This is a genomic window from Streptomyces sp. NPDC006435 (assembly GCF_040612315.1).
In the GTDB taxonomy this organism is placed as follows: Bacteria; Actinomycetota; Actinomycetes; order Streptomycetales; family Streptomycetaceae; genus Streptomyces.
The window spans coordinates 361,056-384,608 of the sequence record NZ_JBEXPY010000001.1; the positions used below are offsets into that span (position 1 = coordinate 361,056).

Annotated in this window: 20 protein-coding genes; 14 read left to right on the forward strand and 6 right to left on the reverse strand. The window is 71.8% G+C overall.

Features of this window, described 5'->3' with window-relative positions; translation table 11 throughout:
* Window positions 1-5: 5 nt before the first annotated feature.
* Window positions 6-3,461 (reverse strand): hypothetical protein, encoded by a 3,456-nt coding sequence (locus tag ABZZ04_RS01630; protein ID WP_356930166.1) that lies wholly within the window; start codon window positions 3,459-3,461, stop codon window positions 6-8.
* 319 nt (window positions 3,462-3,780) lie between these two features.
* On the opposite strand from ABZZ04_RS01630, the gene ABZZ04_RS01635 reads away from it, so the two are divergent.
* From ABZZ04_RS01635 to ABZZ04_RS01695, 13 genes are all read left to right on the forward strand, one after another.
* Window positions 3,781-5,331, forward strand: coding sequence for a phage tail sheath family protein (locus ABZZ04_RS01635; protein ID WP_356930167.1), 1,551 nt, complete (start codon window positions 3,781-3,783; stop codon window positions 5,329-5,331).
* Between the two features lie 103 nt (window positions 5,332-5,434).
* Window positions 5,435-5,878, forward strand: a complete 444-nt coding sequence (locus ABZZ04_RS01640; RefSeq protein ID WP_148833117.1) for a phage tail protein — start codon at window positions 5,435-5,437, stop codon at window positions 5,876-5,878.
* The gene (locus ABZZ04_RS01645; protein WP_356930168.1) at window positions 5,878-6,336 is read left to right on the forward strand and encodes a hypothetical protein; all 459 of its coding nucleotides are present in this window, start codon (window positions 5,878-5,880) and stop codon (window positions 6,334-6,336) included. The genes ABZZ04_RS01640 and ABZZ04_RS01645 overlap by 1 nt, the downstream gene beginning before the upstream one ends.
* On the forward strand, window positions 6,333-6,476 hold the full coding sequence (locus ABZZ04_RS01650) for a DUF6760 family protein (RefSeq protein WP_093896703.1): 144 nt from the start codon (window positions 6,333-6,335) through the stop codon (window positions 6,474-6,476). The genes ABZZ04_RS01645 and ABZZ04_RS01650 overlap by 4 nt, the downstream gene beginning before the upstream one ends.
* A 29-nt stretch (window positions 6,477-6,505) precedes the next feature.
* Window positions 6,506-8,290, forward strand: coding sequence for a hypothetical protein (locus tag ABZZ04_RS01655; protein WP_356930169.1), 1,785 nt, complete (start codon window positions 6,506-6,508; stop codon window positions 8,288-8,290).
* 135 nt (window positions 8,291-8,425) lie between these two features.
* Entirely contained in the window at window positions 8,426-8,863 is a 438-nt protein-coding gene (locus ABZZ04_RS01660; RefSeq protein WP_148841589.1) for a phage tail protein, read from the forward strand.
* Between the two features lie 5 nt (window positions 8,864-8,868).
* Complete coding sequence (locus tag ABZZ04_RS01665; RefSeq protein WP_356930170.1) at window positions 8,869-9,672, forward strand: peptidase M23; 804 nt, start codon at window positions 8,869-8,871, stop codon at window positions 9,670-9,672.
* Entirely contained in the window at window positions 9,672-11,699 is a 2,028-nt protein-coding gene (locus tag ABZZ04_RS01670; protein ID WP_356930171.1) for a VgrG-related protein, read from the forward strand. Before ABZZ04_RS01665 ends, ABZZ04_RS01670 begins: the two co-directional genes overlap by 1 nt.
* A 214-nt stretch (window positions 11,700-11,913) precedes the next feature.
* Window positions 11,914-12,207, forward strand: coding sequence for a PAAR domain-containing protein (locus tag ABZZ04_RS01675; RefSeq protein ID WP_356930172.1), 294 nt, complete (start codon window positions 11,914-11,916; stop codon window positions 12,205-12,207).
* A 5-nt stretch (window positions 12,208-12,212) separates the two neighbouring features.
* On the forward strand, window positions 12,213-12,626 hold the full coding sequence (locus ABZZ04_RS01680; RefSeq protein ID WP_148841585.1) for a GPW/gp25 family protein: 414 nt from the start codon (window positions 12,213-12,215) through the stop codon (window positions 12,624-12,626).
* Window positions 12,623-14,581: a putative baseplate assembly protein gene (locus tag ABZZ04_RS01685; RefSeq protein ID WP_356930173.1), complete on the forward strand. Its 1,959-nt coding sequence runs from the start codon at window positions 12,623-12,625 to the stop codon at window positions 14,579-14,581. Before ABZZ04_RS01680 ends, ABZZ04_RS01685 begins: the two co-directional genes overlap by 4 nt.
* 5 nt (window positions 14,582-14,586) lie before the next feature.
* Complete coding sequence (locus tag ABZZ04_RS01690) at window positions 14,587-15,120, forward strand: phage tail protein (protein ID WP_356930174.1); 534 nt, start codon at window positions 14,587-14,589, stop codon at window positions 15,118-15,120.
* A 458-nt stretch (window positions 15,121-15,578) separates the two neighbouring features.
* Complete coding sequence (locus ABZZ04_RS01695; protein ID WP_356930175.1) at window positions 15,579-16,394, forward strand: discoidin domain-containing protein; 816 nt, start codon at window positions 15,579-15,581, stop codon at window positions 16,392-16,394.
* Window positions 16,395-16,518: 124 nt separating this feature from the next.
* On the opposite strand, the gene ABZZ04_RS01700 is transcribed toward ABZZ04_RS01695, so the two are convergent.
* From ABZZ04_RS01700 to ABZZ04_RS01720, 5 genes are all read right to left on the reverse strand, one after another.
* Entirely contained in the window at window positions 16,519-17,862 is a 1,344-nt protein-coding gene (locus ABZZ04_RS01700; protein ID WP_356930176.1) for a diaminopimelate decarboxylase, read from the reverse strand.
* Between the two features lie 109 nt (window positions 17,863-17,971).
* The gene (locus tag ABZZ04_RS01705) at window positions 17,972-19,207 is read right to left on the reverse strand and encodes a cytochrome P450 (RefSeq protein ID WP_356930177.1); all 1,236 of its coding nucleotides are present in this window, start codon (window positions 19,205-19,207) and stop codon (window positions 17,972-17,974) included.
* Window positions 19,208-19,344: 137 nt separating this feature from the next.
* On the reverse strand, window positions 19,345-20,739 hold the full coding sequence (locus tag ABZZ04_RS01710) for an FAD-dependent oxidoreductase (RefSeq protein WP_356930178.1): 1,395 nt from the start codon (window positions 20,737-20,739) through the stop codon (window positions 19,345-19,347).
* Window positions 20,729-21,007: a ferredoxin gene (locus tag ABZZ04_RS01715; RefSeq protein WP_356930179.1), complete on the reverse strand. Its 279-nt coding sequence runs from the start codon at window positions 21,005-21,007 to the stop codon at window positions 20,729-20,731. Before ABZZ04_RS01715 ends, ABZZ04_RS01710 begins: the two co-directional genes overlap by 11 nt.
* A gap of 193 nt (window positions 21,008-21,200) precedes the next feature.
* Window positions 21,201-21,773, reverse strand: a complete 573-nt coding sequence (locus ABZZ04_RS01720; protein WP_356930180.1) for a TetR/AcrR family transcriptional regulator — start codon at window positions 21,771-21,773, stop codon at window positions 21,201-21,203.
* Between the two features lie 110 nt (window positions 21,774-21,883).
* Here ABZZ04_RS01720 and ABZZ04_RS01725 point away from each other — a divergent pair, with 110 nt between their 5' ends.
* Window positions 21,884-23,524, forward strand: a complete 1,641-nt coding sequence (locus tag ABZZ04_RS01725) for a carboxylesterase family protein (protein ID WP_356930181.1) — start codon at window positions 21,884-21,886, stop codon at window positions 23,522-23,524.
* Window positions 23,525-23,553: the final 29 nt, after the last annotated feature.

Genomic DNA, 23,553 nt, shown 5'->3' on the forward strand with positions numbered 1-23,553 from the left:
TTCTCCTACGATACGGGGTAGGCGCGGAGGATGAACCAGCCCTGTGGGGCAGTTACTTTTGCGTCGATGGTCAGCAAGACGGCGGTGCATGGGACGATGACGGTCAAGGGAGGGAGGTCCGGGCGGGATGCCTTGCTGTCCCCCGGGAAAAGTGGTCCCAGGTATTCTCCTTTCAGATAGGTCGGCAGGTCTCCGGGGCGTGGCTGTCGGCGCGTTCCTTTTTTGGAATGCCAGACGATTTCTTCCTGGTTCATCGCCACGGACATTCCAACTGGGCCAGTATTAATTTTTTCATACTCGCGTGACTTACCTGATGCTATTTTCTTGCGGGCTTCCGGCCAGTCGTTGAGGACATGGGAGATCAGTGCGCGCTTAATGACGCTGTTGCCCTCGTTCAGGCTCACGAAATAGCTTGCTTGATCCTCCGGCCTGGGTGAAGGTATGCCCATCGACAGCCTGTAGGCCAGTGCCTCCAATCCTTTTTCCATGGTACCCATTCCTTTTACGTGTTTTTCTACTGTGTGACCTCCATAGGCGTCTTCGGTGGTGAGGCTTTCGAGTGGGCGTATTTCCGTTCCCCCCTTGTACGAAGTGATGGCATCGAGCATTGGCTCGGTTGCCGACTGGAGGCGCTTCATCAGGTTGGCCTTGGCCAGCTTGGCGCGGTTGCTTCGCTCGGCATCTGTCTCATTGTGCCCCCAATGGTTGCTTTCGGGGTCGCAGTCGTACCAGATTTCGATGTCGCTTCGAATTTTTGGGTTGTACTCGGAGGTTACATTCCCAAAGAAATCATAATAAGGGTTGATTCGACCGGTCACTTTTACCTGGTTGGTCGAGTCTCCGGATTTCTTCTCCGTGATGCTCAGTTGGTTTAGGTTGTACAGTTTTTTTATCTGACTCAGGCGGGTTTTCAAGACAGGCATGCTTGGGGTGTCGGCCAGTGCTCGACCAGTGGCTGCTGAAGCTTTTCTGATCCGATCTTCTGGTTTTTCTTCGGCAGTGGCTCCGTCGCGGTTGTCTGATTTTTTATTTTTGAGTTTGTTCCAGAGGGCTTTGCCTTTTCTGGCGATGAGGTCGACGATTTTGTCGATGGCGCGGTTGACGGGTTTGGCGACGGTGTGGAAGACGGATTTGACTTTGTTGGCGAGGTTGCCGATGCCGAGGAGTGAGGCGAGGAATCCGATGAGCAACGGCACGCTTGCCGCTAGGGCTGTTTCGACCATTTTGGGGACGCCTGCGGAGCCGCCGTTGGCGATGGCGATGACCGAGTCCAGGACGGCGTTGACGAAGTCGATGATCTGGGCGCCCTGGTTCACGATGAAGGTGACGATGTCGATGATGCCTTTGACGGCGCGGACGAAGGCGGAGGCGGGGTTGAGGAGGGAGATGATCCAGGTGATGCCGGCGATGATGACGGTGGGGATGAGGTAGCTGGTGAGTTTTTCGAGGATGGTGGCCTTGAGGTCGCCGGCCTCGGCCTGGATTTCCTTGACGGCTCCGGCGGGGCCTTCGGTGGCGAGGGTTTTGGCGACGGGGACGGAGGACTCGACGGTGTTCATGGCCTGGTCGGGGACGCCCTTGCGGGTGATGCGGGCGCGGATGTTGTCCCAGGTCAGGCCGAGGAGGGAGGCGATGAGCTGGATGATGCCCTTGAGGTCGAACTTTGGGGGGAGTTCGAGTCCTGCTTTGACGGCGGTGCCCAGGAGCCAGGAGACGACGCCGGTTTTGAGGTGGGTGGTGATGTTGGTGATGAAGAGGTTGAGTCCGGCGCCGACCGCCTTGACCAGGTTGCCGAGGAACCCGATGGGGTCCTTGATGATCTTCATGATGGCGGAGGCGGCCTTGGCGAGGATGCCCAGGAGGAGGTTCTTGAGTTCGTTGATGGTCTTGAGGACGCCGACGATGGCGTCCTTGGCCTTGTCGACGAGGCCCTTGTTGGCTTCCTGGAGTTTTTTGATCTCCTCGTCGACCTTGTTCAGGGCGGCGGTGTATTTCTGGGCGAGGTCCTGGACGAGCTGTTCGGACTTCTCGTTGACGGTGGTTTCCAGGTCGTCGAACTTGCCTGCGAAGTCGGTGGCGGCTTCCTGGCCGAACTCGCGCAGGTCGGCGGGGAGTCTGTCGACCTCGGCCTTCAGCTCGGTGCGGCCCTTGGCGATGCGGGCCTTCGCGCGGCCGAGTTCGGTGCCGATGAGGTCGGCGACGGACGAGATGACGGTCTGCATCTTCGCGACGTAGAGCTTGCGGGCTTCCTGGAAGAGGGTGTTGGCCTCCTCGGGCATGCCCAGGAGCTTGTCCTTGGCCCATTTCGCGCCGCCGAACATGCCCGAGTACCGCTTGTCCTTGTACTTCTTCATCCGGCGCTTGTGGTCCGCGGTGAACGCGTCCCGCGCCGCCTTCTCGCCCTGCGTGAACGCCGAATCGACCTTGGTGTCGAGGCCGGACAGGGTGGTCTCGACGTCCTTCTTCGTGGTGTCGTAGACCTTCTGGAGTTTGGCGGTGACCTCGGCGCGCTTCTTCTCGTCCTTGGACTTCGTTTCGCCCTTGCCGCCGTCGACCTGTTTCCCGGCCGTGGCACGGGTCGCGGTGAGGGTGTTCAGGGCCTGGGCGCCGGAGGCGGCGGCGTTCGCCTTCGCCGCGTTCAGCTGCTGGGTTTCGGCGGTCTTTCCCTTGGCGGGGGCCTTGGTGGAGTCGGTCTCGGCGGTCTTCTTCGCGGACAGGGCCTGGTCGAATTCGGGTTCGTTGCCTTTGGCGAGCTGGTCCTCGGTGACTTCGGCGTCGGCCAGGGCCTGGTTGTTGGCGGCCGGGCCCTCGGAGAAGTCGGTGACGGCGGCGGGCTGTTTGTCCGGGGTCGCGTCGGCGGGGGAGGGGGCGCCGGGGTTGGGCGGTGCCTGGTCCGGGGTGAGCGGGGTGACGGGTTTGTCCTTGGCCGCCGCCGTGTCGGGCGGGGCCTTGGTGGCGGTGTCGATGTCCTTGGCCGAGGAGTCCTTGCCGTCCTTGACCTTCCCGTCGACCTCGTCCTTGATCTGGTCGGCCTTGCCCGACTTGGAGAACTTGTCGGCCTGGTCGAGGTTCTTGGGGGCCTGGGCGTCGATCGCCTTGTTCACCGCGTCGATGAACGCCTTCTTGTCGAACTCGCCGGGCTTCGCGGCGTTCATCTTCTCCGCGTTCGCTGCCTTGCCCTGCGCCTCCCTGTCGTCCGGGGGCGCGACGGCTGCGTCCTGTGCGGACTTCGACTCGGTGGCGGCGGGGGCGTGCACCGCCAGCTTCGTCTTCTTCGCGGCCACGTCCGCCTTCACCCTGCGGAAGCCGGGCGCCTGGGCGGGGGAGGGCTTGATGGGGGCGGTGTAGCGCTGGGCGACCAGGCGGGAGACGGCCCGGTTGCCCGCCGCCCGTTGCAGGCGCTGGATGCTGCGGGGATCGGCGGCGGGGGCGGGGCGGTCGGCGGGCGGACGCTCCGGCACGGGGGCCTGCGTACGCGAGACGTCCGCACGCGAGGCATCGGTACGGGCAGGGGCGGGGTCCTTCTCCGGAACCGCCCTCATCCACCCTCCCGGCCCACCCGCCTGTGCCCTGTCGCCGTCCCAGGGTGTGTGCGGTGCCCGCGCGGTGCGCAGGGCGTGCGCACCGCGGTCCGGTGCAGCGCCCGGCGGCACGTACAGCACGACGGCATTGCCTGATCGGGCAGCGGCCGGTGCACGGGTGGGCGGCCGTGTGTCCGTTCCCGGTGATCGCCGCTGTCGCAAGAATTGCGGGCGTTCCCCGGCCAAGGAGAGACTTCATATGCCGTCGTACCTGTCCCCGGGCGTCTACGTCGAAGAGATCGAGTCCGGGTCCCGGCCGATCGAAGGGGTGGGCACATCGGTCACCGCCTTCGTCGGCTTCGCGCAGAAGGGCCCGTTCGACGAGCCGACGCTGATCACGAACTGGAGCCAGTTCGCCGGCACCTTCGGCGACTTCGTGGAGGGCGCGTACCTGGCCTCCGCCGTGTACGGGTTCTTCGCCAACGGCGGCGGTGTCTGTTACGTGGTGCGCATCGACGACGGCACCGAGCACATGGTGGACGACGGGGGCGACCGGGTCGCGGGGAGCCTGCCCGCCGGGTCGGAGACGCAGCTCGGCCCGTACGCGGTGAAGCCCCGCCCCGGCGTGACCGGCGAGATCAGCGTCGAAGTGGCCGAGGCGGAGGGGGACGACCCGCCGTCCGACGTCTTCCGGCTGATCGTGAAGCGGGACGGGCAGGCCGCCGAGGAGTACCCGGGCGTCACGACCAAGCGCAGCAAGGAGAACGTCGCCACCCGGGTCAACGCCCGGTCGGAGCTGATCGAGATCCGCGAGACGGCCCGCGGCGCCGCACCCGCCCGGCCCGAACCGCAGAGCGTGACCCTGGCCCCCGCCGCCCCGGCGACCCCCGGCACCGGGGCGCTGACCCCCGAGCTGTACGTCGGCGACCCCGACCGCCGGACCGGGTTCGGCGGCCTCGAAGCGGTCGAGGAGATCACCACGGTCGTCGTGCCGGACCTGATGAGCGCGCACGAACGCGGCCTGCTGGACCTGGAGTCGGTCGTCGCCGTGCAGCAGGGGCTGATCAGCCACTGCGAGCTCATGGGCGACCGGGTCGCCATCCTCGACCCGCCGCCGGGGCTCAGCCCGCAGCAGATCCGGGCCTGGCGCACCGACCACGCCAACTTCGACTCCAAGTACGCCACGCTCTACTACCCCTGGATCCGGGTCGCGGACCCCTCGTCCGGGCGGGCCCGGCTCGTCCCGCCGAGCGGCCACGTCGCCGGGGTGTGGGCGCGCAACGACGAGTCGCGCGGCGTGCACAAGGCGCCCGCCAACGAGGTCGTGCGCGGGGCGGTCGCGCTCCAGACCCAGCTGACCAAGGGCGAGCACGACATGCTCAACCCGATCGGGCTGAACTGCATCCGGTCCTTCCCCGGACGGGGCATCCGGATCTGGGGCGCGCGCACGCTGGCCTCCGACCCGGCCTGGCGCTACCTGAACGTCCGGCGTCTCTTCAACTACCTGGAGGAGTCGATCCTCGCCGGTACGCAGTGGGTCGTCTTCGAGCCGAACGACGACGCCCTGTGGGCGCGCATCCGGCGCACGGTCTCGGCGTTCCTGGTCAACGAATGGCGCAAGGGGGCGCTGTTCGGGCTCACCCCGGAAGAGGCGTTCTACGTCAAGTGCGACCGCGAGACCAACCCGCCGGAGAGCATCGACGCGGGTCAGGTCATCTGCGAGATCGGGGTGGCACCGGTCAGGCCGGCCGAGTTCGTCGTCTTCCGCCTCTCCCAGCTGACCGGGGGGACCGGCGGCGTGGACGAGTGACCCCTCCGCGCGGGTGGGCCGGGCCGGGTCGGTCCGGATCGGACCGGACCGCGCGTACCTCCGGAGATCCCTGTAGGCGGCAAGAGCGGTAAAGGAGCCTGTTGTGCCACTTCCCGATCTCGACAGCACCGTCGGGGCGTCGTTCGGCCTCGAATTCGACAGCGTCGTCATCAAGCAGATCACCGAGGTCAGTGGTCTGAAGATGGAGCAGGACGTCATCGAGCTGAAGCAGAACACCGCCGACGGCCGCTACGCCATCAAGAAGCTCCCCGGCCGGCCCAAGGCCGGTGAGGTGACCGTGACCCGGGGTCTGACCGAGGACAACAGCTTCGAACGGTGGATCAAGGACTCCCGCTTCGGCCGGATGACCACGGCCCGCCGCAACGGCGCGGTCATCGTGTACGACCACGAGGGCATCGCCATCAAGCGCTACAAGCTCATCAACGCCTGGCCCAAGTCCCTGGAGATCGGCACCCTCAAGGCCGGTGACACCTCGGTCCTGACGGAGAAGCTCGCCATCACCTACGAGAGCATGGAACTCGACTGATGCGGCGTACGGCTCCGGCGGAGGCCCCCCGGCGGCCGGACGCGCACCCCCCGGAGGGCGGGAGCGCGAGGTCCGGCGGGCGGGAGCCGCTGCGCACCGAATTCCCCTTCGAGCTGCCGCGCGGGTACGTCGACGACGCGGGTGTCGTGCACCGTACGGGCGTCATGCGGCTCGCGACCGCGCGCGACGAACTCGTGCCGCTGCGGGACGACCGGGTGCGGGAGAACTCCGCGTACCTCTCGGTCGTGCTCATCGCCCGGGTCGTGACCCGGATCGGCACGGTCGACGACATCCACCCCGGTGTCATCGAGGACCTGTTCGCCTCCGACCTGGCCTTCCTCCAGGACTTCTACCGGCGGATCAACGCCGAGGGGCACACCCGCGCCGCCGTCACCTGCCCCTCCTGCCAGGAGGAGTTCGCGGTGAATCTCGCCGGTGGCCGCCTGGGGGAATCGTGACGTACGCGGCCGACCTGCTCTACGAGGAGGTCGCGTACCTCGCCTACCACTTCCACTGGCCGCTCGATGAGCTGCTGGACCTGGAGCACCCGGAACGACTGAGGTTCGTCGCACAGATCGCTCGCCTCAACGGGCAGTAGCGGACGGCGCGGGGAGGACGGGAGGATCCATGGGCCTGATGTCCTGGCTGCGCGGCGGCGACGGGCGCAAGGGCACGGACACGAGCACGGGTACTGGTACAAGGGGCGGCAGCGAGGATTCCGCTTCGTTCGCCGGGCCGCGCGAGCGCGTCGACCCGGCCGAACTGCCGCCCATCCAGCGGACCCTGGGCACCCAGGACCTGGTCATCGACCCCTCCGGCTTCCAGGGGTCGCTCTCCACCAGGCAGGACCCGGCACTCGGCACTCCGCTCGGGCACCTGGTCAGCCCGGACGCGCCCACCGGGCTGGTGCACGGGATCACGGCCCCGGCGGCCCCGGTCGCCGCGGACCGTCCTTCGCCGGTGCAGCGGTCCGCGGAACGTGCGGAGGGGCTTTTGGGCGGGGCCCGGTCCGTGCCCCTGCCGTCGCCGCGGTCCCTGCCTCCGTCCGTCCCCGTGCAGCGCGTCGTTCCGGGGGAGGCTTCCGCGATGACGTCGGCCGGGGAGGCGGCCGTGGCGGAGCTGCCGGTGCGTCGACTGGTGGGGGAGCAGCCCCTCGTGACGGCGGTCGGACCGGCCGCTCCCGAGCCCGCGACGCCGCCCTCGTCCCCGACCCCGACCCCGACCCCGAATCCGTCCCAGCACCCGCCTTCGTCGGCGGCTCCGCCCGTGCAGCGCTCGGTGATGCCGCCCGCCCCCGGCTCGCCCCGGCGCGTGCCGGGGCTCGGCGCACCCATGTCCGCGCTGCCGCCGACGGCACAGCGGCAGGCCGCCGCCGACGGACCGGGCGTGGAGTCCGGGGCGGTTCCGGTTGCCCGGAGCGCGGCGGACGCCGGGGTGCCCGCGGTGCCGGAGCCGGAGCCCGAATCCGGCGGGCCCACCGCGCCGTTGCTCGGTGACTCCCCCCTGCTCCCCGCCGCGTCGGACCCCGTACCGCCGGCCCCCACGCCCGCGGTGCAGCGGACCTCCGCCGTGCCGTCGCCGTCCCCCCTGGCACCGCCCCCGAGCACCGATCCGGTCGCACCGCTGCTCGCCGACCGGCCCGTACCGCTCCAGAACGTGCGGAACGACGGACCGGGAGCCGTACAGCGCTCAGTGGCGGGCGGGTCGGACGGGGCGGCGCCGCTTCCGCCGGCCGGTACGGGGACGGTGCCGGGTCCCGGGCCGGGAAGCGCGTCCCCGGCCGACGCTGTTCCGGTGCGCTGGACCTCCGGCGGGGAGAGCGGGGAGGGCACGGCGTCGATGGCGGCGGTGACCCCGTCCGTACCGGCGGCGCTGCAACGTACCGTCGCCGCTCCGGGACAGGGGACGGGGGCGCCGCCCACCTCCCCGCCGCTTCCCGCCCTGCAGCGTCGGGCGGCAGGGGGACCGCCGGTGCCCCGCTCGCTGAACGCCGCACCCGCCTCCTCCGCACCGTCCGCACCCGCCTTCACCTCGGCGGGTTCGGTCGCCGTGGCCGCGGGGGTGGCCCAGCGGGCGGCCGACGGCAGCGTCGTCTTCGGCACCCCGCCCCCGGCGTACTCGTCGCCCGTCGTCCAGCGCGAGACGGAGACCGAGGAACCGCCGCCCCCGGACCCGCCCCAGGAGCCCGACCCCGAACCCGAACCGGCCCCCGGACCCACCGCCGCCGACCGCGACGCACCCGGAACCACGGCCTCCGGCGGGCCGCCCGGCCAGGGCGGCCGGGAGGGCGGCGCGCCCGTGGTCACCGACGAGCTGGTGCGTGCCCTGTACCCGCCGCTCAGCCGCCTCTTCAAGGCGGACCTGCGACTGGAACGCGAACGGGCGGGATTCCTCATCAACACCCGCCACTGAGGAACACCCGCCACTGAGACCGACGAGACCGACGAGACCGACCAGACCGACCAGACCGACTCAGACCAACGAGATCGACGAGACCGATCAGACCAACGAGACCGATCAGACCGACGAGATCGAGAGGTATGCACCATGGCCACCGCCCAGGACGACGATCCCGCCGTGAGCGTCTGCTTCGTCGTCACGATCGACGACATCGAGCTCGGGTCGTTCAACACGTGTGACGGGCTGGGCTGCGAAGTGGTGCTCGAAACCCGGGAGGAGGGCGGCAACAACGGGCATCTGTGGCAGCTGCCGACCCGTCTGAAGTACTCGAACGTGAAGCTCTCCAGGCCGCTGACCAAGGAGACCGAGAAGGTGGCCCGCTGGTTCGCCACCATGACGACCGGGTTCAGCCGCAAGACGGCGCACATCGAGGCGCGGACCGGGGACGGGCGGAAGGTGGCCCAGTGGGGGCTGCTGGAGGTCGTGCCCGTCCGCTGGACCGGCCCCTCCTTCACCCCCGAATCGCCCAAGGTCGCGATGGAGACGATCGAGATCGCCCATCACGGCTATGTGATGGAGGGCTGAGCGTCGTGAGCGGTGCGGGTCCCATCGCCTTCAGTGCCGCCGGTACGTCCGGTGCCTCGGCCGCGAAGGCCGGACGGGGCGGCTCGGCCAGGCCCAAGCTGGAGCACGCCTACCTGGAACTGCGGACCCCGCCGACCGGCGGCGGCCTGACCCCCGGCGGCCCGTGCGGGCGGATCGACTTCCAGTTCAACCCCAAGGAGCTGAGCCTCACCAAGGCCGCCTCCTGGAAGCGCAGTCCGGCCAAGGGTGCCAAGAGCTCCGGCCCGCCGGAGTACCAGGGCTCGCAGCCCAGCAAGCTCACCGTGGAGATGTTCTTCGACGCCAGCGACACCCAGGACACCCGGGTGGTGACCTCGGTGGAGCAGCTCTTCGCGTGCTGCGTGCCGACGAACGAGACCCGCCAGCAGCAGCGTTCCTCGCCGCCGTGGGTGGTCTTCCACTGGGGCGGGCTGACCGGGTTCCCCGGCTACGTGAGCCAAGTGCAGGCGAAGTACACCCTGTTCACCACGTCGGGCGTGCCGATCCGGGCCGTCTGCCAGGTGACGATGGAGGAGATCAGCGGCGAGACGCCGGGCCAGAACCCGACCTCGGGCGCGCTCGCCGCCCGCCGGGTGCACCGGCTGGGCGCCGGGGACTCGCTGCCGTCGCTCGCCCAGCGCGAGTACGGCGACCCGGCGGCCTGGCGGGTGATCGCGGAGGCGAACGGCATCGACGACCCGCTGCGGCTGGCGCCCGGACGGCAGCTGCTGCTGCCCGCGCTCGACGAGCTGAGCCGGATCGAAGAGGGCCGGGACGGAGGGCGGTCCTGATGGCCCCGCCGGGCGTCGCGTCGGCGCTGGTGGTGGAGTTCGGCGGCGGTCCGCTGCCGCCGAAGTTCGTGAACACGCTGGTCGAGGGGTACGTCGACGACAGCCGGACGCTGCCCGACCTGTTCCTCCTCCGGTTCCGCGACCCGGACCGGGTGCTGCTGGAACAGACCGGGCTGAAGATCGGCAGCGAGGCCAGGCTGCTGGCCCGCGCCGGTGGCGACACCGCGCCGAAGCCGCTGCTGAAGGGGGTCGTCACCGCCCTGGAGGTGGAGCTCGACGAGACCGGCACCTTCACCGTCGTGCGCGGGCTCGACGAGTCGCACCGGCTGTTCCGCGGGCGCCGGGTGGCCAGCTACCAGAACATGACGCTCGCCGACATCTGCGCCCAGGTCGCCCAGCGCGCCGGGCTGAAACCGGGCACGGTCGACGTGGCCGGGCCCGTGCTCGAACACATCGCCCAGCCCAACGTCACCGACTGGGAGTTCATCCGCGACCTGGCCGAGGAGGCGGGCGCCCAGGCGTACGTGCTCGACGGGCAGTTGCACATCACCCGGCCCGCGGAGGCGAGCGGCGCGCCGGACGGTTCGGCGCGCGCCGACCGCAACCCGCTGGTGCTGGAGATGGGCAGCAACCTGCTGCGCTGCCGGGCCGGGGTGTCGTCCGCCGAGCAGGTCTCCGAGGTCGAGGTGCGCGGCTGGGACGTGAAGGCCAAGCAGCCGCTGGTCGGGCGGGCCCCCGCGGGGAAGTCGGCGACGCTGGAGCTCGGGGTGAGCGCGGCCGAGGTGTCCGCCCCGTTCGGCGAGGCGCGGTTCGTGGTCACGGACGCGGCGTACGGGGCGCAGGAACAGGTGGACCAGGCGGCGAAGGCCCTGGCCGAGCGGATCGCCGGGTCGTTCGCGGAGCTGGAGGCGGTGATCCGGGGGAACCCGGAGGTGCGGGCCGGCAGTGCGGTGGCGCTCAACGCGGTGGGGGCACCGTTCGAGGGGCGGTACACGGTCACGTCGTCGCGGCACGTCTTCGACCCGGTGCGCGGGTACGAGACCTGGCTGACGGTGTCGGGGCAGCAGGAGCGCTCGCTGTTCGGGCTGACCGGCGGAGGGCCGGGGTCGGGTGGTTCAGGCACGGGCTCCGGCGGCGGATCGCGGTGCGCGGGACTGGTCAGCGGAACGGTCACGGACACCCACGACCCGGACGGTTCGGGCCGGGTCAAGGTGCGGTTCCCCTGGCTGTCGGACGAGTACGCGAGCGACTGGGCGCGCACCGCGCAGTCGGGCGGGACCAGCGGCGGCGAGGCGTTCATCCCCGAGGTCGGGGACGAGGTCCTGGTCGGGTTCGAGCACGGCCACCTGGACCGCCCGTACGTCCTCGCCGGTCTGTACAACGGGAAGGACCGGCCGTCCCAGGGAAGCGGGGGCGGTGGCTCCGGCAGTGGTTCCGGCGGCGACGCGGGCGGTTCCGGCGGCGTGGCCGGGGCGGTGGCCGCGGCCGTGTCCGGCGAACCGTCCACCGGCGGGGCGTCCCCCGCCTCCGCCTCCGCCGCCCCGGAGGCCGCCGCACCGGCCGCCCCCCTGGTGGACCCGACGAGCGGGGCCGTCAACCGGCGTTCGGTCGCCTCCAAGAGCGGCAATCAGCTGGAGATCCTGGACGACGCCAACGGCCCGCAGGGCGTACGCCTGCTCACCGGCGACGGAAAGCTGAAGATCGACCTCGACCGCAAGGGCACCGTGATCGTGATCAACAGCGACGGCAGCGTGAACATCGAGGCCAAGCAGCAGGTCTCCATCAAGGCGGCCCGCGGGGTCGCGCTGGACGGCGGACAGGGAACGCTCGAACTGAGCGGCGACAGCGTCACGCTGACCTCCCGCAGCGGAGTGAGCGTCGACGGCGGCAACGGCGAGGTGAAGCTCTCCACCGGCGGAACGGTGGACGTGCGGGGCGGCATGGTCGCGATCGACGGAACACAGCGCACCGACATCAAGGGCGGCTCCTCCCTGGCCATCAACGCACCCCTGGTGAAGATCAACTGACCGCGCGGACGCTCCCGACGGACCGTACGAATCAGGCGGAGCGAGCGGACCGAGCGGCGCAGAAGTACTGAACAGCACGGACCGAGCAGCGCAGGAGCACCGAGCAGCGCAGAAGTACTGAACAGCACGGACCGAGCAGCACAGGAGCACCGGACAGCACGGACCGAACAGCGCAGACGCACCGGACGCACATGAGCGAGAGGAACGGACTGCCATGTCAGCAGCCGCGGCGGCAGCCGCACGGGTCGGTGACCCCACCGGACACCCCGGCACGGTCGGGCCGCCCGGAGTTCCGACCGTGCTGATCGGCGGGCTGCCCGCCGCCACGGTCGGCACCCCGCACCTGTGCGCCTCGCCGCCGCCCGCGGTGCACGCCCCGTCCGTGATCGCGCCGCCCGGCAGCACCACGGTGCTGATCGGCGGCCGGCCCGCCGCCCGCGTCGGGGACCTCGCCGCCTGCGGCTCGCCCGTCGTGTCCGGTTGCCCGACGGTGCTGATCGGAGGCTGAGCGGCATGGGACAGGAGTTCATCGGCGCGGGCTGGGCCTTCCCGCCGCGCACGGACGCCACCGGTTCCATCGCCCTGGTGCGCGGCGAGCACGAACTGGAGGAGTCGATCCGGCTGATCCTGGCGACGTCACCGGGCGAACGCCCCATGCGGCCGGAGTTCGGCTGCGGCATCAACGACTACGTGTTCGCCCCGGCCGACGCGGGCACGGCCGGACAACTGGCGTACGAGGTACGCCTCGCGCTGGACCGGTGGGAGCCCCGGATCGAGGTGACCGAGGTAGTCGTCCGGTTCGACGACGCCGACGAGGGGGTCCTGTACATCGACGTCGGCTACACCGTGCGGGGCGCCAACGACCCCCGGAACCTGGTCTTCCCGTTCTATGTGATCCCGCAGCACGAGGAGGTGGACGGCGCGTGACGCTGCCCAGCCCGCATCTGGACGACCGTCACTTCCAGGGCCTGGTCGACGAGGCGAAACGCCTCGTCCAGCAGCGCTGCCCCGAGTGGACCGACCACAACGTGTCGGACCCGGGCGTGACCCTCATCGAAGCCTTCGCGACCATGGTCGACCAACTCGTCTACCGGGTGAACCGGGTGCCGGAGAAGAGCTATCTGACCTTCCTCGACCTGATCGGGGTCCGGCTGCACCCGCCCACCGCCGCCCGCACCGACGTGACGTTCCGGCTCTCCGCGCCCCGGCCCGAACCGGTACGGGTACGGGCCGGCACGGAGGTCGCCACCGTGCGCACGGAGACCGAGGAGGCGGTGGTCTTCACCACGGTCGGCGAACTGTCCATCGTCCCCTGCGAGTTCGCCCACCTCGCCACCTGGCCGACGTCCGGCGACGCCGCCGACCGCACCGAGGAGCTGGCGCTCGGCCGGGCCGTGCCCTGCTTCGACACCACGCCCGCCCCCGGCGACGCCCTCTACATGGGCCTGTCCGCCGCCGTGCCGTCGGGAGTCGTCGTGCTGCGGCTGGACTGCGCGGTCGAGGGCGTCGGCGTGGACCCGCTGCGCCCGCCTCTGCTCTGGGAGGCGTGGGACGGCAGCGCCTGGACGGCCTGCGAGGTCGAGAAGGACGACACCGGCGGCTTCAACCGGTCCGGCGAACTGATCCTGCACCTCCCCCAGGGGCACGCCCCGGCCGTCGTCGTGCGCCGCACCGGCGGCTGGCTGCGCTGCCGCCTGGTGGAGGCCGAACCCGGGCAGCCCACCTACATGGCGCCGCCGGTGGTGCGCCGGATCACCGCGTTCACGATCGGCGCGACCGTCGGGGCCGTGCACGCCGAGACCGTGACCGACGAGGTGCTCGGCCCGGCCGAGGGCGTACCCGGGCAGACCTTCGCACTGAGCCGCCCGCCCGTCGTCCCCGGCGAGTTCGTCGTCGAGGTCGCCGACCCGTCGGCGGGCCCGCGGGGCACGGAGTGGACCCGGGTCGACGACTTCGCGCACTCCGGACCCGACGACCGGCACATCACGCTCGACCCCAACTCGGGGCGGGTCGAGTTCGGTCCCGCGGTACGGGAACGGGACGGCTCCATCCGCTACTACGGGAAGGTGCCGCCGAAGGGCGCCACCGTACGGGTGCGTTCGTACCGCACCGGCGGGGGCCTGCGCGGCAACGTGGCCCGCTCCACCCTCCGGGTGCTGCGCAGCGCCATCCCGTACGTGGCCCGGGTGGAGAACCGCCGCCCGGCGCTCGGCGGGGTCGACGGCGAGACGGTGGAGAGCGCGCGGGTGCGCGGCCCGATGACACTGCGGACGCTGCACCGGGCCGTGGTGCCGCACGACTACGAACTGCTGGCCCGCGAGGTCGCGCCCGACGCGTCCCGGGTGCAGTGCATCCCGGCCGGCGGGGACTCGGACGTCGAGGCGGGCGGGGTGCGGCTGCTGGTCGTACCGGCCGGGCGCAGCGACGAGCAGGGCCGCATCCAGTTCGACGAACTCGTCCCGCCGCAGCACACCCTGGCCCTGATCGCGGGCCATCTGGACGAGCGCCGCCCCATCGGTGCCCGGCTGGTGGTCGAACCGCCGTACTACCAGGGGGTCACCGTCGTCGCGTCGGTGCAGGCCCGCCGGGGCGCCGTGCCGGAACGGGTGCGCGAGGAGGCGCTGGAGGCCCTCTACCGCTACTTCAACCCGCTGAGCGGCGGCCCCGGCGAGGACGGCTGGCCGTTCGGGCGGCCGATCCAGTCGGGCGAGGCGTTCGCCGTGCTGCAACAGGTGCCGGGGGTGGACCTGGTGGAGGACGTACGGCTCTTCCCCGCCGACCCCGTGACCGGGCAGCGCGGCGAACCCACCACCAAGATCGTGCTGGACCGGCACGCGCTGGTCTTCAGCTACGAACACCAGCTCCGGGTACGGGGGGCCTGACCGCCATGCGCACTTCCGTGACCGGCCTGCCGACCCCGCACCCGCTGATCGAGCAACTCCCCGCGGTCTACCTGGAACAGGACTTCCTGCGCCGGTTCCTGGCGGCGCTCGACGACGTGCTCGCCCCGGTGTTGCTCTCCATCGACAACCTGCCCGCCCACCTCGACCCCCGCAGCGCGCCGGAGGACTTCCTCGCCTGGCTGGCCGAGTGGGTGGCCGTCGACACCCGTGCGAACCACCCGGTCGAGCAGCGGCGGGCCGCGGTGCGCGGCGCGGTGGAACGGCACAGCAGGCGCGGCACCCGGCGGGGACTCGCGGAGGCGGTGTTCCTGGAGACCGGGATCGAGCCGGAGATCGTGGAGAGCGGCGGTACGGCGTGGTCGTCGACGCCGCACACCCGGTTCCCGGGCGGCCCGCGGCCGTGGGTGACGGTCCGGGTCCGGGCCGCGCAGCCGTACCAGGTCGACCGGGTGCGGCTGGAGGAGCTGATCCGTACGGAGATCCCGGCACATGTGGGCTTCGACCTGGAGGTCCTGTGATCTGCGAGACGTGCGGGCAGAACAACGCGCCGGGGACGCAGTTCTGCACGTCGTGCCAGGCGTACCTGGAGTGGGAGGAGCCGCAGGACGGGACCACGACGCCTCCGGCCCGCCCGTCCGCCCCGGCCCGCCCGTCCGCCCCGGCCCGCCCGTCCGCCCCGGCCCGCCCGTCCGCCCCGGTGAACCCGTCCGCCCCGGTGAACCCGACGCCCTCGGCGAGACCGACGGCCCCGGCTGCCCCATCCGTCCCGTCCACTCCACCTGCCCCATCCGCCCTGTCGGCTCTGTCCGCTCCATCTGCTCCGACGGCCTCACCTGCTTCATCTGCTTCATCTGCCTCACCTGCCTCACAGCCATCCCCCGTGCCTCCCACGCCTCCCGCACCAGCTGTTCCCGGGCCTCCCGCAGTCGCGCCCACCAGCGGCCCGCGTCGGCCGGGTGACGGGGCGGACGAGCCGGTGCCGGGGCCCGAGGCGCTGCCCGACGTACCGCCGACCCCCGCGAACACGCCTCCGGGGCCGTCGCCCGCCGCGCCCGTCCGCTGCCCCAACTGCCGCACGGAGAACGCCCCCGACCGCACCCTGTGCGTGCGTTGCGCACTGCTCCTGGACCCGGGGCCGCCGCCCGACGTCCGGCCTCCCTGGTGGCGCCGGATCTTCCGGCGGCGACCGCGACAGGCGCCCGTCGCGGGCACCCGGCCGCGGCGCCGGCTGTGGCGCCGCCCCGGTCTGGCGCTGCCGATCGTGCTGATCGTGCTGGCCTGCGGTGTGTGGTTCGCCCTGCCGCACCTGTCCGGGTGGCTCGGCCTCGCCAAGGACGAGACCGGGACGCCGGAGGCGGTGACGCCCACCCGGTTCCGGGCCTCCAGCACGGCCCGGAGCCATCCGGCGGGTGCGGCGTTCGACGGCTTCAACAACCGTTACTGGGCACCCGCGGAGGCGGGGCCCGACACGGGGGTGGGCCAGTACCTGGAGTGCGACTTCGAGCAGCCGGTACGGGTGCTGAAGGTGGTCCTCTTCCCGGGTGCGTCGGCCAGGAAGGACGAGTTCCTCGACCAGGCCCGCCCGGCGCGGATGACCGTCCGGCTCACCTCCGCCGACGGGACGTCGGTCGAGCGGAAACTGAGGATCAAGGACCAGCCGGGCCCGCAGACCTTCGACCTGCGCGGTTCGGAGATCGTCCGGGCCCGGCTCACCGCCGAGGCGGTGTACGGGGCGGGCCGCGACCGCAGACTCGCCCTCGCCGAGGTCGAGTTCTTCGGCCGCAGACCCTGAGCCGTACGCCGGGAAGCCCTCCGGACCGATGCCTCACGGACCGATGCTCTACGGACCGATGCCTCACGGACCGATGTCCTCCGGGCCGTACGCCGGGTGAACCGCTGACCGGGCGGCTGGCGGTTCACCCGTTGCGCAGCTCCACCAGGGCGTCCACCTGCGCGAGCCCGCTCTCCTCGACCAGCTCGCGCACGCTCTGCGCCGCGCGTACCGGAGCGAAGCGCACCTGCCCGTCGGCGCCCGTGCGATAGCCGTACACGGCGGGCCGGGGCAGCGAGTTGTACGAGAAGTGCGAGGAGAAGTAGTACGCCCCGGTGTCGTACAGCGCCACCACGTCACCGGGCTCGACGACGGGCAGTTCGCGCCCGGTCGCCGTGAGGTCGCCGGCGAAGCAGCAGGGACCGGCGATGTCCACGACCCGGGTCGGACCCTGCTTGGGGCGGCCCGAGGCGTCGAATATCCCGACGCGCAACGGCCAGGCGTCGGGCATGAACACGGTACGGGTGGCGACCTGGGCCCCCGCGTGCGTGACCGCGATCTGCCGCCCGCCCGCGGATTTCGTGTACTCGACCAGGGTCGCGACGGTTCCGCTCTTGGCGAGCAGCGACCGCCCGAACTCGGTGACGAGGGTGTAGCGGCCGTCGAGGAGACCGGGGGCCGTGGCGCGCAGTTCGGCGACGTAGTCCGCGTACGTGGGGCGGTCGTCCTCGTCGTCGAAGTTGACGGGCAGGCCGCCGCCGATGTCGAGCCCGGTGATCTGGGCCCGGCCGAGCCGTTCGTTGATCCGCTCGGCCAGGTCGTGGGCGGCGCCGACGCCCCGGGCGATGAGGGGCAGCGGGCAGCCCTGGGAACCGACGTGCGCGTGCAGCCGGTTGAGCCAGGGCCGGGCCGCGAAGGCCTCCGTCACCGCCTCGACGGCCCCCGGGTCGCGCAGCGCGACGCCGAACTTGGAGGTCGCCGTCGCGGTGCTCATCGCACCGATGGCCCCTGCCCCCACCTGGGGGTTGACCCGCAGTCCGATCGGCCCTGCGGGCTCCCGCCCGGCGAGCAGGCGGTCCACCCGGGCCAGCTCCTGGAAGTTGTCGAGGTTGATCGCGATGCCGTGCGCGAGGGCGAACTCCAGCTCCTCGACGGTCTTCGCCGGGCTGTCGAAGACGATCCGGTCGTACGGGAAACCGGCGGCAAGGGCCTGTTCCAGCTCCCCGGGCGAGGCCACCTCGCAGCCCATCCCGGCGTCCGCGAGCAGCCGGAGCACCGGCACGAGGCCGCACGCCTTGGCCGCGAAGGTGTGCTGCACGGCGGCCGGTCCCGCGAACGCCTCGTTCAGCGCGTCCACCGCGTCCAGCACCCCGTCGACGTCGAGGAGACCGATCAGGGGCGATCGGGGGCCGAGCAGCCCGTCCCGGACCGCATGTGCCAGCGCCGCGTCACGGGCGTCACCACGCCGATGGGCCGAACCGGAAGTCACCTGAACCACGCTCCGTAGGTCGGTGGTGCGCCATGCCCACCGGACGGAGTGGGCCGTGCGCCCATCATCGCCGCCGGCCCCGACCCGAAACAGACGTCTGCCCGGGCCTTCAGGCGCGGAGTCCGTCGAAGGCGACCTCCAGGTGCCGGGGCCCGCGCAGCACGGCGTTCCGGCGGTACGGGGGCGGGTCCGCCACCAGGCGGGGGCTGTCGAGCCTGCGGGCCAGCTCGGTCAGGGCGAGCTGCGCCTCCAGCCGGGCGAGGGGCGCGCCGAAGCAGCTGTGGATGCCGCTGCCGAAGCCGAGGTGCTGGTTGTCCCGGCGGTCGGGGTCGAAACGGTCGGGATCGGCGAACCGCTTCGGGTCCCGGTTGCCGGAGGCCAGGACGAGCCAGACGGCGGCGCCCCGGGGAATGGTGGTGCCGCCGATGTCGATGTCCGCGACGGTGGTGCGCTGCGGGAGCAATTGCACGGGCGGTTCGAAGCGCAGGAGTTCCTCCACGAGCGGGGCGGCCAGCCCGGGGTCGGTGCGCAGCCGTTCGAGGACGTCGGGGTTGCGCAGCAGGGTGAGCATCCCGTTGGTGATGAGGTTGACCGTGGTCTCGTGACCGGCGATCAGCAGCAGGGCGGCGGTGCTGAGCACCTCCATCCGGGTCATCCGCCCGTCGGCGCCGTGCTGGGCGACCAGGGCGGAGAGCATGTCGTCGCCGGGTGCCCCGCCGCGTTCGTCGATGAGTCCGGCCAGGTACAGGCCCAGGTCGGTGCGGGCCTGCCGGGTGGCGCGTTGGCGTTCGCCGGGGTCCTGGCCGGGGTCCGGGTCGAGACCGGCGGCGATGGTGTCGGCCCAGGAGTGGAAGCGCGCCTCGTCCTCGCGCGGAACCCCCAGCAGCCGGCAGATCACGGTCACGGGGAAGGGGTATGCGAAGTCGTCGACGAGGTCCACCTGCCTGCGGTCCCCGAAGCCGTCGACGAGGCCGGAGACGATGCGGGCCAGTTCGCCGCGCATGCCGTGCACGCGCCGGGGCGTTTCCGGCGGCCCGAACGGACGCATCGTCATGCGGCGCAGCCGGTCGTGCTCGGGCGGGTCCAGCCGCAGGAAGGAGGGCGGCAGCGGTGAGGCCTCCTCCTCCTGGAGCAGGGTGCCGGCGGCACCGGGGGAGAGGTTGCGGGCGTCCGAGCTGATCCGCGGATCGTGCAGCAGGCCCTTGATCTCCCAGTACGTGCTGACGACGAACAGGTCGTCCCCGTCCCGGAGCACCGGGGTCCTGCGGAGTTCGGCGTACAGCGGATAGGGGTCGGCGCGGGCGGAGGGGTCGAGGATCCGCCGCAGGAGCGTGTCTTGCGTCATGGTGGTCGGTCCTTGCCGGCGTCGGGGCGGGGGCGGCGCGTGCGCTGCCGTGCCCGGGGGAGGAGGGGGAGAGGGAGGAAGACCGGGCCCGTGCGGACGGGGTGCGGAGATCGGACCCGTGCGGACGGGGCGGAGGTTCAGGCCCGCGCGGGGGTGAACGTGATCCGCTGCTCGGTCGGCGAGTAGCCGCTGACGGTGACGGTCGGCCCGTGCGTGGGCAGCGAGGGGTCCGGGAATTCGGCCGGGACCGGCCGCAGGCCCTCGGGGCGGCTGTCCACCGTGGAGTGCTCCGGAGGGAACACCGCGGCCGACTCGATCTGCCGCTGGTAGAACTCCAGCCACTTCGTCCCGTCGAAGGAGACGGCGGCGATGACACGCCCCTGGTACCCGTACGCGCAGACGAAACGGCGTTCCGCGAGCGAGCCCTGGGCGACGACGAGTTCCTCGCCCAGGGACGGGACACCGACCGACTTGATGTTGACCCCGAACTGGGCGGACCAGAAGGCCGGGACCCACAGGTGCGGGCGGCGCTCCGAACTGCTGCTGATCATGTTGTGCGCCGCGGTCTCCGCCTGCGCGACGGCGTTGCCCCAGTGTTCGAGGGACAGGAACTGGTACCCGAAGAGCGGGTGCGGGGACCGGGCGACGTCACCGGCGACGAAGACGTCGTCGGTCACGATGCCGCGGACGTCGAAGGCCCGGCAGCCGGCGTCGCAGGCGATCCCGCGCGGCCCGGCACCGAGTCCGGAACCGGCCAGCCACTCGGTGTTCCGCGACGCGCCGAGCGAGACGACGGCGACGTCCGCGTCGAGGGTGGTGCCGTCCGACAGGTGGGCGCGCCGCAGCCGCCCCGCCGAGTCGCCCTCCAGCGCGGTGACCATGATTCCGCAGCGCAGGTCCACGCCGTGCTCGCGCTGGAGCTCCGCGGCGACCCGGCCGACCACACCGCCGAGGGCGCCCACGAGGGGTGCCGCCCCGCGTTCGGCGACGGTCACCGCGAGGCCGCGCTCGCGGCAGGCGGACGCGATCTCGGAGCCGGTGAAGCCCGCGCCGATGACCAGCACCCGGCGGGGCGATGCCGCCAGCCGCCGCTGCAACCGGGCCGCGTCGTCCCGCGTGCGCAGCGTGAAGACCCCTTCCAGCGCGGCCTCGGCCTCGTGCGGCCACGGACGGGCGTGGACGCCGGTGGCGATCAGCAGCCGGTCGTACGCCACCTCGTCGCCGTCGGCCAGCCGGACCTTCCCGGCCGCCATGTCCAGCCCGGTGGCGGCGACCCCGAGCCGCCAGTGCGCGTCGAGCGCCGCGCGGCGGGGCAGCGCGGTGCGGTCGGCGGTCGCGTGGCCCAGCAGGACCTGCTTCGAGAGCGGGGGACGGTCGTACGGTTCGTGGGGCTCGTCGCCGATCAGCGTGAGCGAACCGGCGAAGCCCTCCTTCCGCAGGGTCTCCGCGGCCCGGAGCCCGGCGAGGGAGGCCCCGACGATCACGATCCGCCCCTCGCGCCTCAGCCGTTCCAGAGCAGTGTCACCGGACACCGGACAGCCCCTCGCCCACCGGAACCGCCGAGCCCGTCCCGCCCGTCCCGCCCGTTCCCTCCGGGGCGCCGGCCCCGTCCGGGTCGTCCACCAGGATCGCCTGCACGGGGCACGCGGTGACGGCGCGCATCACCTGCTCCCGCTGCGTCCCGTCGGCGTGCGGGTTGTACAGCAGCGCCTCCTCGCCGTGCATGACGAAGACGTCGGGCGCCAGGAAGGCGCACTGCGCGTACCCCTGGCACCGGTTGAGATCGACGACAAGCCTCATCAAGGGGCCGTCCCTTCCAGTAGTGCTCCCGCCCAGGCTGCGAGGGCGGTACCGGAAGCGCGACCACGGGCGGACCAGTGGGGTCATCACCCGACCGCGCCCGGACACCGGCCGACCGCGCCCGGACACCGGCCGACCGCGCCCGGAGGGCGGTCGATCACGCCCGGACGCCGACCGGCCGCGGGCCCCGTCCTCAGCGCGCGAGGTCGGCCAGGTCGCGCAGCCCCCGGAGCACCTCGGCGGCGGAGGGCGCGGACTCCGGGTCGCCGAGGCACTGGATCATCACGCCCGACATCAGCGCCATCTGGACGCTGCCGATGGTGCGCACGGAGTCCTCCGGCACCTCGTCCTCGGGGACGCTCCGCAGGATCGCCGCCATGCCGCGGCGGCCCTCCGCGATGCCCGCGGCGAGCGGGGCGCGCAGCTCGGGCCGACGTCGGGCCTGCATGAACAGCTCCACCGAGGCCAGCCACAGATCGGGGTGGGCGGTGAAGTCCGCGACGAGGGACTCCCACATCCGCTCGAAGTGCTGCTTCGCGGACCCGTCGGCGTCGGGGACGAGGGCCCGCCCCATGGAGTCGCCCCACTCGTCGAGGATCTCGAACAGGGCCTGGTTGAGCAGCACTTCCCTGGAGCCGTAGTGGTAGCCGATGGCGGCCATGCTGACGCCCGCCGCGGTGGCGATGTCGCGGACGGTGCTGCGGTCGTACCCCTTCTCCCGCAGGCACTCCTTGGCCCCGACGAGCAGGGCTTCACGGTTCCCCATGCGCGGCAGGTTACCACCACCTGGAGCAAACGCCTCAGACGATCGAATCAGGCGAGCGATCCAGACATGCGTATTGCGCGATCGCCCAAATCTGTCTAGCGTGCTGCCCCATGAGACACACCAGGAGCGTTTCCAAGTGGTTCGTCACCGCGCTGGCGCTCGGGGGGCTGGCATGGGGTCTGGCCGCACCCGAACCCGCCGCGGCCCGGACGCCGGTCGCGGCCGGCGCCTCGAAGACGCGGGACGTCGGCACCGTCGTCGGCACGACGGCGGGCAAGGTGCGCGGCACCGCGAGCGAGCGGCTGCGCAGCTTCCGGGGCATCCCCTACGCGGCCCCGCCGGTCGGCGGGCTGCGCTGGACCCCGCCCCGGCCGGCCGCGCCCTGGACCGGGGTGCGCGACGCGACCTCCCCCGGCGCACCGTGCGCACAGCCGGTGGGGCTCCCGGTCGGCACGCCCGGCGAGAACGAGGACTGCCTCTACCTGAACGTCACCGCGCCCGCCCGCACCGACGGCGAGCGGCCGGTGATCGTCTGGATCCACGGCGGCAGCCTGATGTACGGCAGCGGGGACATGTACGGACCCGACCGGCTGGCCGCCCGGGGCGCGGTCGTCGTCTCGGTGAACTACCGGCTGGGGGTGATGGGGTTCCTGAGCGGCACCACCGTCGAGGGGGCCGACGGCCTCGGCCTGGAGGACCAGCAGGCGGCGCTGCGCTGGGTCCGCGCCAACGCCGCCGCCTTCGGCGGTGACGCGGGCAACGTCACGATCATGGGTGAGTCCGGCGGCGGCTACAGCGTCTGCGACCACCTCGCCTCGCCCCGTTCGGCCGGACTCTTCGACCGGGCCGTCGTGCAGAGCGCGCCATGCGCCACCGGCGGCACCCGGACCAGGGCCGAGGCGGAGGCCGACGCCCGACGGATCGTCACCGCGCTCGACTGCGACAAGACCAAGACCAGGACCAGGACCAGGACCAACAACACCACCAACATCAACACCACCAGCATCATCAACAACAGGAACACGGAGGCCTGCCTGCGCCGGGCGTCCGCGGCCGATCTGCTGAAGGCGTACGGCCCGTTCAACGAGCCCCGTCCGGTGGCCGGTACGGAACTGATGCCGCTGTCCCCCGCGGAGGCGCTGCGCACCGGCCGGTTCAACCGGGTGCCCGTGCTCGTCGGCGTCAACCACGACGAGGAACGCGGCAGCGTGCTCGGCCGGGAACTGGCACCGGGCGGCGCGCCCATGAAGCCGGAGGAGTACGGACCCGCCGTCCGGCAGGCGTTCGGCGACCGGGCCGACGACGTACTGGGGCGCTACCCGCTCTCCCGCTTCGCCTCGGCCGGCGAGGCCCTCGCCACGGCCATGACCGACGCGTCGTGGTCGGCGCCGACACTGGACACTGCCCGGCTGCTGTCGCGGTGGACCCCGACCCGGATGTACGAGTTCGGCGAACGCGACACCCCCTGGTTCGAGGGCTACCCGGCGCCGAGCTTCGAGCAGCGGGCCCAGCACATGTCCGAACTGGCCTACCTCTTCGACCTGGACCTGTTCCAGGACGTGAAGCCGGAGCAGACCGGGTTCCGCGACCGGATGATCCGCACCTGGGTGGAGTTCGCGGCCTCGGGCCGTACGGACTGGCCCGCCTTCCGGGGCGCGGACGGACACGTGCAGACGCTGTCCTCCGACACCTGGGGCCGCACGGACTTCACCCGCGACCACCACTACCGGTTTTGGAAGCGGCACAGCTGACCGAATGAGCCGCCGCACGGCTGGGCCGC

Coding starts and splice junctions, on each gene's coding strand:
- ABZZ04_RS01635 (WP_356930167.1), top strand. CDS start 3,781: ATGCCGTCGTACCTGTCCCCGGGCGTCTACGTCGAAGAGATCGAGTCC.
- ABZZ04_RS01645 (WP_356930168.1), top strand. CDS start 5,878: ATGCGGCGTACGGCTCCGGCGGAGGCCCCCCGGCGGCCGGACGCGCAC.
- ABZZ04_RS01655 (WP_356930169.1), top strand. CDS start 6,506: ATGGGCCTGATGTCCTGGCTGCGCGGCGGCGACGGGCGCAAGGGCACG.
- ABZZ04_RS01660 (WP_148841589.1), top strand. CDS start 8,426: ATGGCCACCGCCCAGGACGACGATCCCGCCGTGAGCGTCTGCTTCGTC.
- ABZZ04_RS01670 (WP_356930171.1), top strand. CDS start 9,672: ATGGCCCCGCCGGGCGTCGCGTCGGCGCTGGTGGTGGAGTTCGGCGGC.
- ABZZ04_RS01675 (WP_356930172.1), top strand. CDS start 11,914: ATGTCAGCAGCCGCGGCGGCAGCCGCACGGGTCGGTGACCCCACCGGA.
- ABZZ04_RS01680 (WP_148841585.1), top strand. CDS start 12,213: ATGGGACAGGAGTTCATCGGCGCGGGCTGGGCCTTCCCGCCGCGCACG.
- ABZZ04_RS01690 (WP_356930174.1), top strand. CDS start 14,587: ATGCGCACTTCCGTGACCGGCCTGCCGACCCCGCACCCGCTGATCGAG.
- ABZZ04_RS01705 (WP_356930177.1), bottom strand. CDS start 19,207: ATGACGCAAGACACGCTCCTGCGGCGGATCCTCGACCCCTCCGCCCGC.
- ABZZ04_RS01715 (WP_356930179.1), bottom strand. CDS start 21,007: ATGAGGCTTGTCGTCGATCTCAACCGGTGCCAGGGGTACGCGCAGTGC.
- ABZZ04_RS01720 (WP_356930180.1), bottom strand. CDS start 21,773: ATGGGGAACCGTGAAGCCCTGCTCGTCGGGGCCAAGGAGTGCCTGCGG.
- ABZZ04_RS01725 (WP_356930181.1), top strand. CDS start 21,884: ATGAGACACACCAGGAGCGTTTCCAAGTGGTTCGTCACCGCGCTGGCG.